Here is a 16393-nt window from a genome sequence, read left to right on the forward strand (position 1 = left end):
GCTGACCAAGAGGACAACAAAGATGGCCGTTGCGCCGGCGAGGCGGTTTCTACGGGGGCTTTGGGGCGCGCTTTTCGCTGGCAAGCCAGCTTCTACGGGGCTGGAATGCAGGAGGCCGCTTGCCGGCGAAGGGCTTTTCAAGAACCAACCCGGTGCGCGGCGCCTGGGGCTGGTGCACTAACATGTAACGAAACGTTAGTGACTTGGTGCAGTCTTTCAGTCATCTCCTGTACTCGTTTTTATTCCCGTCAAAGGACTGCAATGCTCAATTCCCTCAAGCAAGAAAAGTTTCTACTGCTTGCGCTGCTGGCCGCCGTGGCTGCCTATCCGCTTGAACACCTGTTGCTGGGCAGTGGCCAGGGCATCGCCCTGGGCGCCGGGCTGGTGCTGATCGGCTTTATCGTCATGGCTTCGATGCGCGTCGCCCACCACGCTGAACTGCTGGCGGAAAAGGTCGGCGACCCCTACGGCACCATGATCCTGACCCTGGCCGCGGTGCTGGTGGAAGTGGTGATCCTGGCGATCATGATGAGCAACGAAGCCTCGCCGACCCTGGTGCGCGACACCATCTACTCGGCGGTGATGCTGGACATCAACGGCATCCTCGGCCTGGCCGCACTGATGGGCGGCATCAAGCATGGCGAGCAGCCCTACAACGACGACTCGGCGCGTACCTACAGCGTGATGATCCTCACCGCCATGGGCGTGTCGATGGTGGTGCCGGAGTTCATCCCCGAGGCCGACTGGAAGGTCTACTCGGCCTTCACCATCGGCGCCATGGTGGTGCTCTATACCCTGTTCCTGCGCATGCAGGTCGGGCCGCACAGCTATTTCTTCAGCTACAGCTACCCGGAAAAACGCCGCAATAAAGAGGCCCAGGAACAGCCCCATGCCATCAACCTGGCCTGGAGCATCGGCATCCTGGTGTTCGGGGTGGTGGTAATCGGCGCCTTGGCCGAGGTGATGTCCAAGACCCTGGACCTGGGCCTGGAAGGCACGGGCGCACCGCCGGTGATCACGGCGATCCTGGTGGCGGCGATTTCCGCCGCGCCGGAGATTCTCACCGCCCTGCGTGCCGCCCTGGCCAACCGCATGCAGTCGGTGGTCAACGTGGCCCTGGGCGCTTCCCTGTCGACGGTGATCCTCACGGTGCCGGTGATGGAGGCCATGGCCTTGTACACCGGCCAGCCCTTCCAGATGGCCATGACTCCGGTGCAGACGGTGATGGTGTTCATCACGCTGATCGTCAGCGCGATCAACCTCAACGACGGTGAAACCAATGCCATAGAAGGCATGACTCACTTCGTGCTGTTTGCGACCTTCATCATGCTGTCGCTACTCGGTCTTTAAAGGGGTTGCGCCGACTGGATAGCGCAGCGAAAGCTGACCCCGGGGGCATTCCAGGCCGCGAGTGCGCCCCAACGCCAACGGCGGACGGTGCTGGCCGAAGGAGAAAAGGTCGGGTCGTTGGCAAACTTGTTGTTGGCGCCCCGTTGCGCTCGATAAATGCCTGTTTCAGGCCCTTGCGGGTTCTCCACGGGAGATTCGCGGTAGTAGTGTTTGTCGTACCAGTCGTTGACCCATTCACTGGCATTGCCGGTGAGGTTGTAGAGGCCCAGCGGGTTAGGCACAAACCTGTCCACGGCGAAGGTTTCGTTGTCGTCAGGGGCCGGGAAGTTGCGGCCGTAATCCAGATTGCCATTGTCGGTGGCGAACATCACCGGTTGGCCGCGGTTGCGCGCCGCATATTCCCATTGGGCCTCGGTGGGTAGATCGACGGGATAGCCGCTGAGTTCTGCCAGCCAGCCGCAATAATCCTTGGCTTCTTGCCATTCTTTAGACGCCGGGGCGGGCAGGTTTGCCTGGTAAAGGTGCTTCATCTCGGCGAGTTCGCGCAGTTTCGCGTCGAACGGCGGCTTGCCTTGCGCGAGGAAGAACAGATCGAAATCGCCCAGGGTGGTTTGCAACGAGGACAGGTAATAGCTGCTCAATTTGACCGGATGAACGAAGTCGTCATCGACCTCGAGGCTGATCCGCTCCATTTTTTCCGGGGCCACGCCACAGGGCCATTGGCACAAGGCCTGTGGGTCGAAGCCACGGGGCCAGCCGAAATCACCCATCTGGAATTCGCCCCCCTCAATCAGCACCATGTTGTCCAGCGAGCGGACCACTGTGTTAAGTACGGCCTCGCGGTTTTGTGGGGACAGGTCCGGGTATCTGCGGCTGATGGTTGAAGCAATGTCTGCAACTTTTTCAGGTGACAGCACTTTGCTGGCGGGGCCTGCAACCTCCTGTTTCCCACAGCCCGAAATCAGCAGCGCGACGCAGAGCGCCAGTCCGTGCTTTTGTTTCACGTAATGTCCCTATAACGGTTCGGATGAGGGCGGCAAACTAACATGTTTCCTCCCTCTGATACCGTTCAACGCACAGGCGAGGGATACGCTCCCTCGCCGTGGGCGCCAAAGATCAGGTGCCGGCGATCAGTTGCCGGGCCGCCTGGCTGTGATCGGCGATCAGGTTTTTCAGATCCAGCCCTTCGACCTGGCCATCAATCACCCGCCACTTGCCGCCAATCATGACCCGGTCCGCTCGATCCGCGGCGCACAACAGCAGCGCTGAAACCGGATCATGGCTACCCGAGAAACGCAGTTCATCGAGCTTGAACAACGCCAGGTCTGCCTGCTTGCCTACCGCCAGTTCGCCGATGTCGGTACGGCCCAACAGGCTTGCCGACCCTTGGGTCGCCCAGCCCAGTACACGCTCCGGGGTGATCTTTTCGGCGCCGTAACGCAGGCGCTGGATGTACAGCGCCTGACGCGCTTCGAGGATCATGTTCGAGGCGTCATTGGACGCCGAACCGTCCACGCCCAAGCCGAACAGCGCCCCTGCATCGGTCAGCTCGATGCTGGGGCAGATGCCGGACGCCAGGCGCATGTTCGAACTCGGGCAATGGCAGATACCGGTACCGGCCTGGCCGAGGCGGGCGATCTCATCCGGGTTGAAGTGGATGCCGTGGGCCAGCCAGGTGCGCGGACCGAGCCAGCCGACGCTGTCCAGATAATCCACCGTGCGCAGGCCGAAACGCTGCAGGCAGAAGTCTTCTTCGTCGAGGGTCTCGGCCAGGTGAGTGTGCAGGCGCACATCGAGCCCGTTGGCCAGTTCGGCGCTGGCCGACATGATTTCCGGGGTCACCGAGAACGGCGAGCACGGTGCCAGGGCGATCTGGATTTGCGCACCGTCGCCACGCTCGTGGTACTGCTGGATCAGGCGCTGGCTGTCGTCGAGAATCACCTGGCCTTCCTGCACGGTCTGTTGCGGTGGCAGGCCGCCGTCCTTTTCGCCAAGGCTCATCGAGCCGCGGGTGAGCATGGCGCGCATGCCCAGTTCACGCACGGTTTCGACTTGCACGTCGATGGCGTTTTCCAGGCCGTCCGGGAACAGATAGTGATGGTCGGCGGCGGTGGTGCAGCCGGAGAGCAGCAGTTCGGCCAGTGCCACTTTGGTCGCCAGGGCGAGTTTTTCCGGGGTCAGCCGGGCCCAGACCGGGTACAGGGTCTTGAGCCAGGGAAACAGCGGCTGGTTGACCACCGGCGCCCAGGCGCGGGTCAGGGTTTGATAGAAGTGATGGTGGGTGTTGATCAGGCCCGGCAGCAGCACGTGCTCGCGGGCATCGAAGACCTGCTGGCAGGGGCTTGCAGGTTGCTGGCCGAGGCCCAGCACTTCAACGATCAGGCCGTCTTGCAGCACCAGGCCGCCACGGGCGTCGAGGGCATTGCCGGTGAAGATGGCCAGGGGATTTTTTAACCAGGTACGGGTCGCAGGCATGGTTGCCGGCTCCTCTGAAAGTGGGTTCAGGTTAGCCAGCTCAGTGATGCCCTGTCTGCTGATCCAGGGTCGCCGCAAGGGGCGAGGTGCGCAGTCTAGCGAAAGATTTGCCGGGGGACAAAACTTGCATTTTGCCCCCCGTTCCAGAGCCTTCGCTGGCCTGTGCAAGGGCTGCCCGGGGCAGCCGCGGCCTTACCAGGGGATGGTTTCGCCTTTGTAGTTGACGAAGTGATGACCGCCCTTGCCGGTGTAGGCATTGACCTGGGCGATCAGCCCGCGGGTGCTGGTCTGCACATCGATATCGGCGCCTTCGCCGCCCATGTCGGTCTTCACCCAGCCCGGGTGCAGCGAAAGCACGGTGAGCTTTTGCCCCAACTGGGTCACGAAGCTGTTGGTCATGGAGTTCAGCGCGGCCTTGCTGGCCTTGTACAGGGCCAGCTCCGGCGCGTCGGGCATGGTCACGCTGCCCAGCACCGAACTCATGAACGCCAGCACGCCGCTGTCCTTGCGGATCTGCCCGACGAAGCGCTGGGCCAGGTTGATCGGCGCCACGGCGTTGGTGAAGAACAGCTGGCCGACTTCGGCCAGGGTCGCCTGCCCCGGCAACTGGTTGTCCGGACCCTTAACCCCGGCATTGACGAACAGCAGGTCGAACACCTGGTCCTTGAGCTTCTGGCTCAGGGCAATCACCGCTTGCTGATCGTCCATGTCCAGTTGCTCGATCTGCACTTTGCCCAGGGCTTGCAGCGCCTCGGCCTTGTGCGGGTTGCGCACAGTGGCGGTGACCTGCCAGCCGTCTTCCAGCAGGCGTTGGACCAGGCCGAGGCCCAAGCCCCGGGAGGCGCCGATGATCAGTGCGGTTTTTGCCGTGGACATGATGAGGTTCCTTGATAAGTGAGGATCACGGATTCAATGGACAGGCTTGTCCCAGTCGCAGTTGCAGCTCGGGGCGCAACTGGCCCGGTTCTCCGATGCGCAAGCATGGGGCTCGAAAGGGCTTGACCCTGGAGCATACTCCAGGCTTTAGCCTGCGCGCTCCTTGAATCGATGGAGCGACATCTATGTGGACCACCAAACAGTATCGAAAACTGGTCCGGGCCAGCGGCTGGTACGACTTGCTGGTGACTTTGGCCTTCGCCACCCCCTGGAGTTTCATGGCCCTGCACGGGCTGCTGCAGGACACGGTCCAGGCCCTCAACCTGCCGGGAGCACTGCCGGTTTTCGAACCCATGCACATGCTGATGGCCAACCTGATGGGCTCGATCATCTGCGTGTGGTCAGTACTGCGTATTCGTGACCCGCAGCAGGCGTTCGGCCGCTATGACGCGGCGGGGCGCATCCTCTTCGCCACCTGGCAGGTCTATGCCCTGGCCCACGGAGCCACGGCATTGATCGGGGTGATCCTGTTCTTCGAGCTGGCCTGGTGCGTGGCCCAGTTGCTGCCGGTGCGAGCGACTGCCGGTCAGGCCCCGGCAGTCATCTAGTGTCCCGACTGCCACGGCTGGCCGAGGGACACCGGTGCATACAGCCGGGTGCGCAAGGCATCCCGGGATAGCAGCACCAGCACTAGGATGGTCGCGGCATAGGGCAGCATCGCCAGCAGGTTGGAAGGAATCGCCAGGCCCAGGCCCTGGGCCACCAGGTGCAGGATGCTCGCCAGGCCGAACAGGTAGGCGCCGAGTAGCAGCCGCCACACCCGCCAGCTGGCGAACACCACCAGCGCCAGGGCGATCCAGCCGCGTCCGGCGCTCATGTTCTCGGCCCACATCGGGGTGTAGGCCAGGGACAGGTAGGCCCCGGCCAGCCCCGCCATGGCGCCGCCGAACAGCACCGCGAGCGCGCGCACCCGCAGTACCGGCAGGCCCATGGCGCTGGCGGCGTCGGGGTTCTCGCCGACAGCCTGGATGATCAGGCCGACCCGGCTTTTGAGAACCACCCAGGCCACCAGGGCGAACAGGGTGAAGGACAGGTACACCAGCAAATCCTGGGCGAACAGCATGCGGCCGATCAGCGGGATCTCGCTCAGCAGCGGCAGCGCCAGCGGTTCGAAGCCGGCCAGGGGCTTGCCGACCCAGGCCGCGCCGACAAAGCTCGACAGGCCGACCCCGAAGATCGTCAGCGCCAGCCCGGTAGCCACCTGGTTGGCGGTGAACACCAGGGCCACCAGGGCGAACAGCGCCGCCAGCAGCATTCCGGCGGCCATCGCCAGCAGCACCCCGAGCCACAAATGGCCGCTGTTGAGGGCGACGATAAAACCTATCACCGCGCCGAACAGCATCATGCCTTCCTGCCCCAGGTTGAGGACGCCGCTCTTTTCACAGATCAGTTCCCCCAGGGCCACCAGCAGCAGGGGGGTGCCGCAGCGGACCATGGCGTAGAGAATATTGCTCAGCAGATCGATATCCATCACAGGGCTCCGGCGGTAGCAGTGGCGCTGGCGTTGCGGCGCATCCAACGCAGGTTCAGGCGCGGGCGATAGAGAATCAGCACGTCGCTGGCCAGGAGGAAGAACAGCATCATTCCCTGGAACAGCTGGGTGATGGCCTGGGGCAGGTTGAGGCTCATCTGCGCGCTCTCGCCACCGATGTACAGCAACGCCATCAGCAGGCTGGAAAACACAATGCCGATGGGGTTCAGGCGGCCGAGAAAAGCCACGGTAATGGCCGCGTAGCCGTAGCCGGGAGACACCTGGGGCACCAGTTGGCCGATGGGGCCGGCGACTTCGCAGACCCCGGCCAGCCCTGCCAGCGCACCGCTGGTCAACAGCGCCAGCCAGACCAGGCGCTTCTGGCGAAAGCCGACGAAGCCGGCGGCACGCTGGTCCAGGCCGAGCACCCTGATCTGGAAGCCGACAAAGCTTTTCTGCAGCAGCACCCAGACCGCCACCAGGGCCAGCAGGGCGAAGTACACCCCGGCGTGGACCCGGCCGTCTTCCATCAGCAGCGGCAGGCGGCTGGCGTCGCCGAACATCGCCGACTCGGGAAAGTTGAACCCGGCGGGGTCTTTCAACGGTCCATGCACGCAGTACAGCAACAGGTTCAGGGCGATGTAGTTGAGCATGATGCTGGTGAGGATTTCATTGGCGTTGAAGCGGGTGCGCAACCAGGCGGTGAGCCCGGCCCAGGCGGCCCCGGCCAGGGTTCCGGCAAGCAGGATCAGCACCAGCGCCCAGCGGCTTTGCAGTTCGATGAGATTGACCGCCAGGGCGCTACCGACCAGGGCCCCGAGCAGCAATTGGCCCTCGGCGCCGATGTTCCACACCCGCGCCTGGTAGGCCACCGCCAGGCCCAGGGCACAGAGCAGGATAGGTAGCGCCTTGACCAGCAGTTCGGACACGCCATACAAGTCGCTGACCGGGGCGATCAGCAGGGTGTGCAAGGTCAGCCAGGGGTCATGCCCCAGTGTCATGAACAGCAGGGAACCGCAGCCCAGGGTCAGCAGCGCCGCCAGCAGTGGCGAGCACCAGAGCATCAGCCGCGACTGGCGGCCACGGGGTTCGAGTGAAAGCAGCATGGACAGCTCCGTTAAATCGCCAGGGCAGCGGGTGAGGGCAGGGAATCGGCGTGGCCGGCCATCCAGCCGCCAACCTCCACCAGCGAGGTGTCGGCGCAGGCCTTGAGGGGCGAAAGGCGTCCAGCGCACAGGGCAGCGAGGCGATCGCTGATCTGGAACAGCTCGTCCAGGTCTTCGGAGATCACCAGGATCGCCGCGCCGGCATCGCGCAAGGCGATCAGTGCGCGGTGGATAGTGGCGGCGGCCCCTACATCCACGCCCCAGGTCGGGTGCGCGGCGATCAGCAGGCGAGGCTGCTGGAGAATCTCGCGGCCCAGGATGAATTTCTGCAGGTTGCCGCCGGACAGGCTGCGGGCCGGGCTCTGGGAACCGGCGCTCTTGACCCCGAAACGCTGGATGATGCGCTCGGCCAGTTCCCGCACTTTGCGTCGCTGGATCAGCCCGTGGCGCACCAGGCCCTGTTGAAAGGCGCTGAGCAGGGCGTTGTCCTCCAGGCTCAGTTCCGGCACCGCGCCGTGGCCCAGGCGTTCGGCGGGAACGAAAGCCAGGCCGCGCTGGCGTCGGGCGTCGGGATACAGATGAGCCACCCCCTGGCCGGCGAAACAGATACGTTCGGCTTCGCCACGGGGCAGGCGCTGTTCACCGCTGAGCAGGGCCAGCAGTTCGTCCTGGCCATTGCCGGCGACTCCGGCGATGCCGACGATCTCGCCGCTGCGCAGGCGCAGGTCGATGTTCTTCAGTGAGCAGCCGAAAGGATCGGGGTTGTCCCAGCTGAGGTTGTCCAGGCGCAGGAAGTCGTTCGTGCCGCGGGCTTTCGGGTAGTCGGTGATCATCGCCGCCGCGTCCCCCACCATCAGCCGCGCCAGCTCGCGATCCGAGCACTGCGCCGGCCTGCAGTGCCCGGCCACCCGGCCCGCGCGCAGCACCGTGGCGCTGTGGCACAGGGCGCGCACCTCGGCGAGCTTGTGGCTGATGAACAGGATGCTGCAGCCTTCGTCGGCCAGCCGGCGCAGGGTGACGAACAGGTCGTCGGCCTCCTGCGGGGTCAGGACCGAGGTCGGCTCGTCGAGGATCAGCAGGCGGATGTCCTGCATCAGGCAGCGGACGATTTCCACCCGCTGGCGTTCGCCGATGGACAGGCTGTGCACCAGGCGCTGGGGTTCGAGGGCCATGCCGTAACGCTGGGAAACCTCGCGGATTCTGCCTTCCAGCTGGCTCGGCGTACCGGTGCCGGCGCCCATGGCCAGGGCAATGTTCTGCGCCACGCTGAGGGTTTCGAACAGCGAGAAATGCTGGAACACCATGCCGATCCCCAGGCTGCGTGCCTGGGCCGGGTTGTCGATGAGCTGGCGTCGTCCTTGCCAGAGCAGTTCCCCCGAATCGGCCTGGACCACCCCGTAGATGATCTTCATCAAGGTGCTTTTGCCGGCGCCGTTTTCGCCCAGCAACGCATGGATTTCACCCGCAGCGATGTTCAGGTCGATGGCGTCGTTGGCCAGGCAGCCGGGATAGCGTTTGCTGATCCGGCGCAGTTGCAGGCGTGGTGCCTGGCTGCTGGGTGCAGGGTGATTGGACATAACAGGCTCGGCTTCTGGGAGTTGTGCCTGTGGATAAAGCAATTTCCTGGCCAGTGGGTCAGGAAAGCCGGTGGAGTGCTCCCGGGCGGCATCCTGCCTGGCTGACAGGACCAGGGTCCTGGCACCACTTCGGGGCAAGGTGTTTGAAAAGGCGCTGTTTTTGTCCCCAGGCCGTTGCGCAGAAAATGATCAGTTGCCTGCAGACCCTGCGCAATCAGGGGCTGGAGCAGCCTTGCACGGGTTATCCACAGCTTGCTCCACAGTAATTGTGTGCAAGAGCGGCGCTTGGGCATCAGCACCACTGGCTTGCCCGTGAACTGCGATAAACCGGCTTAAGTGGCTGTTTCGCTGTGGAAAAAAGCTTCCTGGGGACGCTTTGGACAAAAAATGAACAAAACCCGCAAAGCCACGTTGCAGAAGGGTTACAGCGCTATGTGCTCAGCTTATCCACAGTCGGGTGCACAGTAGATGTGGGCAAGTGCCCGGGGCCCTTGCGGGTTATGCACAAGGTGGTCCGGGCCGGGTTGGTGCCTTCAGCGCTGCAAAAGGATGCGCCCGCGGCTGAGGTCCGCCAGCTGTTGCTGCAGGGTATTGATCTGCTCTTCGCCCAGGGCCAGTTGCAGCTCTACGCCGTTGGCGGTGAAGTCTTCCTGGACCAGCAGCCCACCCAGTTCGGCAACCCGCAGCTTGACCAGCGCCAGTTCGCTGAAGCTGCAGGCGCAACGCAGCGGTACGCGGTTGACCAGGGCGATGCGCTCGGCGCCTTGCAGGCACTTGTTGGCGCCGCCGCCATAGGCTCGGGCCAGGCCGCCGGTGCCCAGCTGGATGCCGCCGTACCAGCGGATCACCAGCACCGCCACCTGGTCGCAGTCCTGGGCCTCGATGGCCGCGAGGATCGGTCGCCCGGCGGTGCCGCCGGGTTCACCGTCGTCGTTGCTGCGGTACTGGTCGGCGAGTTTCCACGCCCAGCAGTTATGCGAAGCGTTGAGGTCGCTGTACTGCTGGATGAAGGCTTGGGCCTCGGCCGCGCTGCTGATGGGCGCGGCAAAGGTGATGAAGCGGCTTTTGCGAATTTCCTCGCGGTATTCGCAAAGGCCGGCCAGGGTAAAGGGCATGGGGGTCAGTCTTTCAGTGCAGGTGTCAGGCCACAGCCTTTGAGGATGATGCGGATCAGGTTGTTGCCGGCGTCTTCCATGTCCTGCTTGGTCAGCCGGGTGCGCCCGGTAACGCGGCAGATCTGGGTGGCGAAATCGGCATAGTGCTGGGTGCTGCCCCACAGCAGGAAGATCAGGTGCACCGGGTCTACCGGGTCCATCTTGCCAGCGTCGATCCAGGCCTGGAACACCGCGGCGCGGCCCTGGAACCAGGCGCGGTAGTCCTGGCTGAAATACTCGCTCAGGCACTCGCCACCGCTGATGATCTCCATGGCGAAGATCCGCGAGGCTTGCGGCTGGCGGCGGGAGAATTCCATCTTGGCGCGGATGTAGCGGGTCAGGGCTTCGGCCGGATCATCTTCGGCGGTGAGGGTGTTGAAGGTGCTGTCCCAGAGTTCGAGGATGTTGCTCAGCACCGCGATGTACAGCCCCAGCTTGTTGGTGAAGTAGTAGTGCAGGTTGGCTTTGGGCAGGCCGGCCTTCTGCGCGATGGTGTTCATGCTGGTGCCTTTGAAACCGTGACGGGCGAACTCGTCCTCGGCGGCCTGGAGGATGGCCTCTTCATTCTTCTGCCGAATGCGGCTGGCGGGTTTGCCGGGGTGAGGAGCGTTGTGGGCGGGGACTTCAAAGGTCATGGAGGTTTCCGAGCAAGTCTGTGGGTGCAACCTGTGCGTTGATAGCGCACCCACGTGGATCAGACAAGCCTTGGCGCTACAAAAGCCTCAGTGGGCCTTCAGGGTGTCGTTTTCCGGAATCGGATTTGCGTCATTCGCCGCGCCCTTGCTTTCCGGCAACAGCAGGCTCATCAGCAAGGCGGTGAGGCCGCCGCTGGTGATCGCCGAATCGAACAGGTTCTGCACCACCTTGGGCAGCAGGTGCAGCAGGTTCGGTTGCGCGGCGATGCCCAGGCCGACGCCGAACGAAGTGGCGATGATCAGCATGCTGCGCCGGTCCAGCGGGGCCTGGGCGAGGATCCGTACCCCGGCTGCGGCGACGCTGCCAAACATCACCAGGGTGGCACCGCCGAGTACCGGCTTGGGGATCTGTTGCAGCAGCGCGCCGATCAGCGGGAACAGGCCCAGGCAGAACAGTATCAGGCCGATGTACAGGCCGACGAAGCGGCTGGCCACACCGGTCAACTGAATCACCCCGTTGTTCTGGGCGAAGGTGGTGTTGGGGAAGGCGCTGAAGGTGGCGGCGATCATGCAACTGACGCCGTCCCCCAGGACCCCGCCCTTGAGCCGGCTTATATAGGAAGGGCCGCTGATGGGCTGGCGCGCCAGCATGCAGTTGGCGGTCAGATCTCCCACGGTTTCCAGGGTGCTGATCAGGTAGATCAGGGCTACGGGAATAAAGGCGCTCCAGTCGAAACTGAAGCCGTACCTGAAGGGCAGGGGCAGGCTGATCAACGGCAGGTCCGGCAGCGGCTGGGGCACCAGCTTGCCGCTGAACCAGGCCGCCAGGCTGCCCAGGGCCAGGCCGATGATGATGGCGCTGAGGCGGACCCACGGGGTGTTGCTGCGGTTGAGCAGAATGATGGTCAGCAGCACCAGCAGGCCCAGGCCGAGATTGCCCGGGGCGCCGAAGTCCGCGGCATTGAAGCCGCCGCCCAGGTCGGTGATGCCGACCTTGATCAGGCTGATGCCGATCAGGGTAATGACGATGCCGGTCACCAACGGGGTGATCACCCGGCGCAGTCGCCCGATAAAGCGGCTAAGGACGATCTGCACCAGCGCGCCGAAGAAACACACGCCGAAGATCATCGCCAGGATGTCTTCCGGGCTGCCGCCCCGTTGCTTGACCAGGAACCCCGCCGACAGTACGGCGCCGAGGAAGGCGAAGCTGGTGCCTTGCAGGCAGATCATGCCGGCCCCGATGCCCCAGGGGCGCCGGGCCTGGATAAAGGTGCCGACCCCGGAGACCATCAGCGCCATGCTGATCAGGTACGGCAGGTACGCCGAAAGGCCCAGGGCCGAACCAATCACCAGTGGTGGGGTGATGATGCCGACAAAGCTGGCCAGCACATGCTGCAGGGCCGCCAGCAGCGCGGGCAGCGGTTGCGGGCGGTCGTCGAGGCCGTAGATCAGTTCGCTGGGGCGGGAAGCATCTGGCTGCATGGCGTGGAGCTCGGGCTAGGGTTCAAGGTGCCGAGGTCTTTGCAAAAAGCTGTCCAGGTGCTCAGGTTATTTTTTCTGTTTTGCGGTGCGGGCCTTTGAATACCGGGCCTTGCTGGTGAGTGGAGACGCTCTAGCGGGTTGCCGCCAGGCTCTCCAGAAAGCTTTCGAGCACCAAATGAGGGCGCCGACCCTTGCGCGTGACCGATGCCAGGCTGAGGTCGTAGAAGCGTGACTTGGGCTTGAGGGCACGCAACCGGCCCTGCTGCACCCAGAGGCTGGCGTAGTGGTCCGGCAGGTAGCCGATGTAGCGGCCGGTGAGAATCAGGAAGGCCATGCCTTCCCGGTCGGATGCGCTGGCGGTGCAATTCAGCGCCTGGTAGTGGGCCTGGATCTCGGCCGGCAGGCGAAAGGTCGGGGCGATGGCGTCCTGGTCGTTGAGGCGCTGGTCGTCCAGTTGCCGGTCATCCACATAGAACAGCGGGTGGCCCACTGCGCAGTACAGCAGCGAGCGCTCGTCATACAGCGGCTGGTATTCCAGGCCGGGCAGGGCACTGGCCTGGGGCACCACGCCGACATGCAGGCGGCCGTCGAGCACCCCTTGCTCGACTTCGTTGGGGGCGATCATGCGGATCTGGATCTGCACGTCCGGGCCACGCTCCTTCAATTGCGCCAGGGCGTGGGTGATGCGCATGTGGGGCAGGGTCACCAGGTTGTCGGTGAGGCCGATGATCAATTCGCCGCGCAGGTGGCGGTGCAGGCCGTTGACCTCGGTACGGAAGCTTTCCAGGGCACTGAGCAGTTGCAGGGTCGACTGATAGACCTCGCGGCCCTCCTCGGTCAGGGAGAACCCGGCGCGCCCGCGCTGGCACAGGCGCAGGCCGACCCGCTGCTCCAGGTCGCTCATCTGCTGGCTGATGGCCGAGCGGCCGATGCCGAGCACGGTTTCCGCGGCGGAGAAACCACCGCACTCCACCACGCTGCGAAAGATCCGCAGCAGGCGGATATCAAAGTCGCTGACTTGCGCCAGCGGGTCGGCTCGACGGCTGCTCATAGTTTAGTGGATGCCAGACTGAAGGTTATTAAAGTTGGATTTCACCGACTTTATAGCCGTGGCAACTTAGCTGCAACAACGCTTTTTATTCCTACGCCGCTTCATTGCCTTGCGAGGTTTTGCTTATGAACATGCCGGAAACCGCCCCTCAGTCCCTGGCCAGCCAGCTCAAGCTCGACGCTCACTGGATGCCCTACACCGCCAACCGCAACTTCCAGCGCGACCCGCGTCTGATCGTCGGCGCCGAAGGCAGCTGGCTGGTGGACGACAAGGGCCGCAAGATCTATGACTCGCTGTCCGGTCTGTGGACCTGCGGTGCCGGTCACTCGCGCAAGGAGATCCAGGAAGCGGTCGCCAAGCAGTTGGGCACCCTGGACTATTCCCCGGGCTTCCAATACGGCCACCCGCTGTCGTTCCAGCTGGCCGAGAAGATCACCGATCTGACCCCGGGCAACCTGAACCACGTGTTCTTCACTGACTCCGGCTCCGAGTGCGCCGATACCGCAGTGAAGATGGTGCGCGCCTACTGGCGCCTGAAAGGCCAGTCGACCAAGACCAAGATGATCGGCCGTGCCCGTGGCTACCACGGGGTGAATATCGCCGGCACCAGCCTCGGTGGCGTTAACGGCAACCGCAAGTTGTTCGGCCAGGCGATGATGGATGTCGATCACCTGCCCCATACCCTGCTGGCCAGCAACGCTTATTCTCGTGGCATGCCGGAGCAGGGCGGTATCGCTCTGGCCGATGAGCTGCTGAAACTGATCGAACTGCATGACGCTTCCAACATTGCCGCGGTCTTCGTCGAGCCTCTGGCCGGCTCCGCTGGCGTGCTGGTGCCGCCACAGGGTTACCTCAAGCGCCTGCGGGAAATCTGCGACCAGCACAACATCCTGCTGGTGTTCGACGAAGTGATCACCGGCTTCGGCCGTACCGGTGCCATGTTCGGCGCTGACAGCTTCGGCGTGACGCCGGATCTGATGTGCGTGGCCAAGCAGGTCACCAACGGCGCGATCCCCATGGGCGCGGTGATTGCCAGCTCCGAGATCTATCAGACCTTCATGAACCAGGCGACACCCGAGTACGCAGTGGAATTCCCCCACGGCTACACCTACTCGGCGCATCCGGTGGCGTGCGCTGCGGGCCTGGCGGCACTGGACCTGCTGCAGAAGGAAAACCTGGTCCAGAGCGTGGCCGAGGTTGCCCCGCATTTCGAGAATGCACTGCACGGCATCAAGGGCACGAAGAACGTGATCGACATCCGTAACTTCGGCCTGGCTGGCGCGATCCAGATTGCACCCCGTGATGGCGATGCCATCGTGCGTCCGTTCGAGGCTGGCATGGCGTTGTGGAAAGCCGGCTTCTATGTGCGCTTCGGCGGCGACACCCTGCAGTTCGGCCCAACCTTCAACAGCAAGCCGCAGGATCTCGATCGCCTGTTCGACGCGGTTGGCGAAGTGCTGAGCAAGCTCGACTGATTCGATCCTTCTTATATAGAAGCAGGCGCGAAGTGTTTCGCGCCTGCGCTTTCCCTCTTTCAGGAGTCCCCGCATGAGTCTGATCCAACACCTGATCCACGGTGAGCTGGTAAGCGACAACGGTCGCAGCGCCGACGTATTCAACCCGTCCACCGGTCAGGCGATCCATAAAGTGCCGCTGGCCAGCCGTGAAACCATCCAGCAAGCCATCGACTCGGCCAAGTCGGCATTCCCGGCCTGGCGCAATACGCCACCGGCCAAGCGCGCCCAGGTGATGTTCCGCTTCAAGCAATTGCTGGAGCAGAACGAAGCCCGTATTGCCAAGCTGATCAGCGAAGAGCACGGCAAGACCCTGGAAGATGCTGCTGGCGAATTGAAGCGCGGTATCGAGAACGTGGAATACGCCTGCGCCGCGCCGGAAATCCTCAAGGGCGAGTACAGCCGTAACGTGGGCCCTAACATCGACGCCTGGTCCGACTTCCAGCCGCTGGGCGTAGTGGCCGGCATTACCCCGTTCAACTTCCCGGCCATGGTGCCGCTGTGGATGTATCCGCTGGCGATCGCCTGTGGCAACTGCTTCATCCTCAAGCCTTCTGAGCGTGATCCAAGCTCGACCCTGCTGATTGCCGAGCTGCTGCATGAAGCCGGCCTGCCCAAGGGCGTGCTGAACGTGGTGCACGGTGACAAAGCTGCGGTGGACGCGCTGATCGAGGCACCGGAAGTCAAGGCGCTGAGTTTTGTCGGTTCGACGCCGATTGCCGAGTACATCTATGCCGAAGGCACCAAGCGCGGCAAGCGCGTTCAGGCTCTGGGCGGGGCGAAGAACCACGCGGTGCTGATGCCGGATGCCGACCTGGATAACGCCGTCAGTGCGTTGATGGGCGCGGCCTACGGTTCATGCGGTGAGCGGTGCATGGCGATCTCGGTAGCCGTGTGCGTGGGCGACCAGGTGGCCGATGCCCTGGTGGCCAAGCTGGTGCCACAGATCAAGGCGCTGAAGATTGGTGCCGGTACTTCCTGTGGCCTGGACATGGGGCCGCTGGTTACCGCCCAGGCGCGTGACAAGGTCAGTGGTTATGTAGAAGACGGCGTGGCCGCAGGTGCGCAACTGGTGGTGGACGGTCGCGGCCTGAGCGTGGCCGGTCATGAAGACGGCTTCTTCCTCGGTGGCTGCCTGTTCGACCGCGTTACCCCGCAGATGCGCATCTATAAGGAAGAGATCTTCGGGCCGGTGCTGTGCATCGTCCGGGTCAACAGCCTGGAGGAGGCCATGCAACTGATCAACGATCACGAGTACGGCAACGGTACCTGCATCTTTACCCGTGACGGTGAAGCGGCACGTCTGTTCTGCGACGAGATCGAAGTGGGCATGGTGGGCGTCAACGTGCCGCTGCCGGTACCTGTGGCCTACCACAGCTTCGGTGGCTGGAAGCGTTCACTGTTCGGTGACCTGCATGCCTACGGTCCCGATGGTGTGCGTTTCTATACCCGTCGCAAGGCGATCACCCAGCGCTGGCCGCAACGCGCCAGCCACGAAGCCTCGCAGTTCGCCTTCCCTAGCCTGTAAGAGTGAAGCGATAAAGGCCGGCCCCTTGGGGCCGGCCTTTGCTTTTATGGGATTTTCTGACCGATATGACAGAATTATGAAAATAACTGTTGACGGCAGATTCTACAGGTCTAT

The 16393-nt window shown here is 63.6% G+C and carries 14 protein-coding genes; 4 read left to right on the top strand and 10 right to left on the bottom strand.

Translation table 11 applies throughout. The features are described 5' to 3' along the window. The first annotated feature begins 261 nt into the window (after positions 1-261). Entirely contained in the window at positions 262-1350 is a 1089-nt protein-coding gene (locus F6S12_RS19050) for a calcium:proton antiporter (protein ID WP_011059091.1), read from the top strand. On the opposite strand, the gene F6S12_RS19055 is transcribed toward F6S12_RS19050, so the two are convergent. The 3 genes from F6S12_RS19055 to F6S12_RS19065 all read right to left on the bottom strand — a co-directional run bounded on the left by F6S12_RS19055 (position 1347) and on the right by F6S12_RS19065 (position 4701). Beyond that, on the bottom strand, positions 1347-2354 hold the full coding sequence (locus tag F6S12_RS19055) for a formylglycine-generating enzyme family protein (RefSeq protein WP_315869209.1): 1008 nt from the start codon (positions 2352-2354) through the stop codon (positions 1347-1349). The genes F6S12_RS19050 and F6S12_RS19055 overlap by 4 nt on opposite strands. A gap of 112 nt (positions 2355-2466) precedes the next feature. Then, positions 2467-3825 (bottom strand): 8-oxoguanine deaminase, encoded by a 1359-nt coding sequence (locus F6S12_RS19060; protein ID WP_019092792.1) that lies wholly within the window; start codon positions 3823-3825, stop codon positions 2467-2469. A gap of 192 nt (positions 3826-4017) precedes the next feature. After that, on the bottom strand, positions 4018-4701 hold the full coding sequence (locus F6S12_RS19065; protein ID WP_011059094.1) for an SDR family oxidoreductase: 684 nt from the start codon (positions 4699-4701) through the stop codon (positions 4018-4020). A 185-nt stretch (positions 4702-4886) separates the two neighbouring features. On the opposite strand from F6S12_RS19065, the gene F6S12_RS19070 reads away from it, so the two are divergent. Then, positions 4887-5309: a hypothetical protein gene (locus F6S12_RS19070; protein WP_315869210.1), complete on the top strand. Its 423-nt coding sequence runs from the start codon at positions 4887-4889 to the stop codon at positions 5307-5309. On the opposite strand, the gene F6S12_RS19075 is transcribed toward F6S12_RS19070, so the two are convergent. The 7 genes from F6S12_RS19075 to F6S12_RS19105 form a co-directional block, all read right to left on the bottom strand. Beyond that, complete coding sequence (locus F6S12_RS19075; RefSeq protein ID WP_072444011.1) at positions 5306-6232, bottom strand: ABC transporter permease; 927 nt, start codon at positions 6230-6232, stop codon at positions 5306-5308. The two genes, F6S12_RS19070 and F6S12_RS19075, sit on opposite strands and share 4 nt — an antisense overlap. After that, positions 6232-7338 (bottom strand): ABC transporter permease, encoded by a 1107-nt coding sequence (locus F6S12_RS19080; protein ID WP_053156213.1) that lies wholly within the window; start codon positions 7336-7338, stop codon positions 6232-6234. The genes F6S12_RS19075 and F6S12_RS19080 overlap by 1 nt, the downstream gene beginning before the upstream one ends. An 11-nt stretch (positions 7339-7349) precedes the next feature. Further along, complete coding sequence (locus tag F6S12_RS19085; RefSeq protein WP_053156217.1) at positions 7350-8915, bottom strand: ABC transporter ATP-binding protein; 1566 nt, start codon at positions 8913-8915, stop codon at positions 7350-7352. Between the two features lie 533 nt (positions 8916-9448). Further along, on the bottom strand, positions 9449-10030 hold the full coding sequence (locus F6S12_RS19090; RefSeq protein ID WP_103290384.1) for an IMPACT family protein: 582 nt from the start codon (positions 10028-10030) through the stop codon (positions 9449-9451). Between the two features lie 5 nt (positions 10031-10035). Then, entirely contained in the window at positions 10036-10704 is a 669-nt protein-coding gene (locus F6S12_RS19095) for a TetR/AcrR family transcriptional regulator (RefSeq protein ID WP_315869211.1), read from the bottom strand. Between the two features lie 87 nt (positions 10705-10791). After that, on the bottom strand, positions 10792-12186 hold the full coding sequence (locus F6S12_RS19100) for a nucleobase:cation symporter-2 family protein (protein ID WP_315869212.1): 1395 nt from the start codon (positions 12184-12186) through the stop codon (positions 10792-10794). A gap of 130 nt (positions 12187-12316) precedes the next feature. Then, the gene (locus F6S12_RS19105) at positions 12317-13237 is read right to left on the bottom strand and encodes a LysR family transcriptional regulator (RefSeq protein WP_011059101.1); all 921 of its coding nucleotides are present in this window, start codon (positions 13235-13237) and stop codon (positions 12317-12319) included. A gap of 125 nt (positions 13238-13362) precedes the next feature. Between F6S12_RS19105 and F6S12_RS19110 the strand changes: the two genes are divergently transcribed. Together F6S12_RS19110 and F6S12_RS19115 are read left to right on the top strand one after the other, a co-directional pair. Beyond that, positions 13363-14712: an aspartate aminotransferase family protein gene (locus F6S12_RS19110; protein WP_011059102.1), complete on the top strand. Its 1350-nt coding sequence runs from the start codon at positions 13363-13365 to the stop codon at positions 14710-14712. Between the two features lie 73 nt (positions 14713-14785). Next, the gene (locus F6S12_RS19115) at positions 14786-16279 is read left to right on the top strand and encodes a CoA-acylating methylmalonate-semialdehyde dehydrogenase (RefSeq protein WP_169893093.1); all 1494 of its coding nucleotides are present in this window, start codon (positions 14786-14788) and stop codon (positions 16277-16279) included. Positions 16280-16393 lie beyond the last annotated feature (114 nt).

Source organism: Pseudomonas sp. JV245A (genome assembly GCF_032424515.1).
GTDB classification, from domain to species: Bacteria; Pseudomonadota; Gammaproteobacteria; order Pseudomonadales; family Pseudomonadaceae; genus Aquipseudomonas; species Aquipseudomonas protegens.

Bases quoted from the DNA above. Each gene is read 5' to 3' on its own strand.
- F6S12_RS19050 (WP_011059091.1), top strand. From the start codon at position 262: ATGCTCAATTCCCTCAAGCAAGAAAAGTTTCTACTGCTTGCGCTGCTG.
- F6S12_RS19060 (WP_019092792.1), bottom strand. From the start codon at position 3,825: ATGCCTGCGACCCGTACCTGGTTAAAAAATCCCCTGGCCATCTTCACC.
- F6S12_RS19065 (WP_011059094.1), bottom strand. From the start codon at position 4,701: ATGTCCACGGCAAAAACCGCACTGATCATCGGCGCCTCCCGGGGCTTG.
- F6S12_RS19070 (WP_315869210.1), top strand. From the start codon at position 4,887: ATGTGGACCACCAAACAGTATCGAAAACTGGTCCGGGCCAGCGGCTGG.
- F6S12_RS19075 (WP_072444011.1), bottom strand. From the start codon at position 6,232: ATGGATATCGATCTGCTGAGCAATATTCTCTACGCCATGGTCCGCTGC.
- F6S12_RS19080 (WP_053156213.1), bottom strand. From the start codon at position 7,338: ATGCTGCTTTCACTCGAACCCCGTGGCCGCCAGTCGCGGCTGATGCTC.
- F6S12_RS19085 (WP_053156217.1), bottom strand. From the start codon at position 8,915: ATGTCCAATCACCCTGCACCCAGCAGCCAGGCACCACGCCTGCAACTG.
- F6S12_RS19090 (WP_103290384.1), bottom strand. From the start codon at position 10,030: ATGCCCTTTACCCTGGCCGGCCTTTGCGAATACCGCGAGGAAATTCGC.
- F6S12_RS19095 (WP_315869211.1), bottom strand. From the start codon at position 10,704: ATGACCTTTGAAGTCCCCGCCCACAACGCTCCTCACCCCGGCAAACCC.
- F6S12_RS19100 (WP_315869212.1), bottom strand. From the start codon at position 12,186: ATGCAGCCAGATGCTTCCCGCCCCAGCGAACTGATCTACGGCCTCGAC.
- F6S12_RS19105 (WP_011059101.1), bottom strand. From the start codon at position 13,237: ATGAGCAGCCGTCGAGCCGACCCGCTGGCGCAAGTCAGCGACTTTGAT.
- F6S12_RS19110 (WP_011059102.1), top strand. From the start codon at position 13,363: ATGAACATGCCGGAAACCGCCCCTCAGTCCCTGGCCAGCCAGCTCAAG.
- F6S12_RS19115 (WP_169893093.1), top strand. From the start codon at position 14,786: ATGAGTCTGATCCAACACCTGATCCACGGTGAGCTGGTAAGCGACAAC.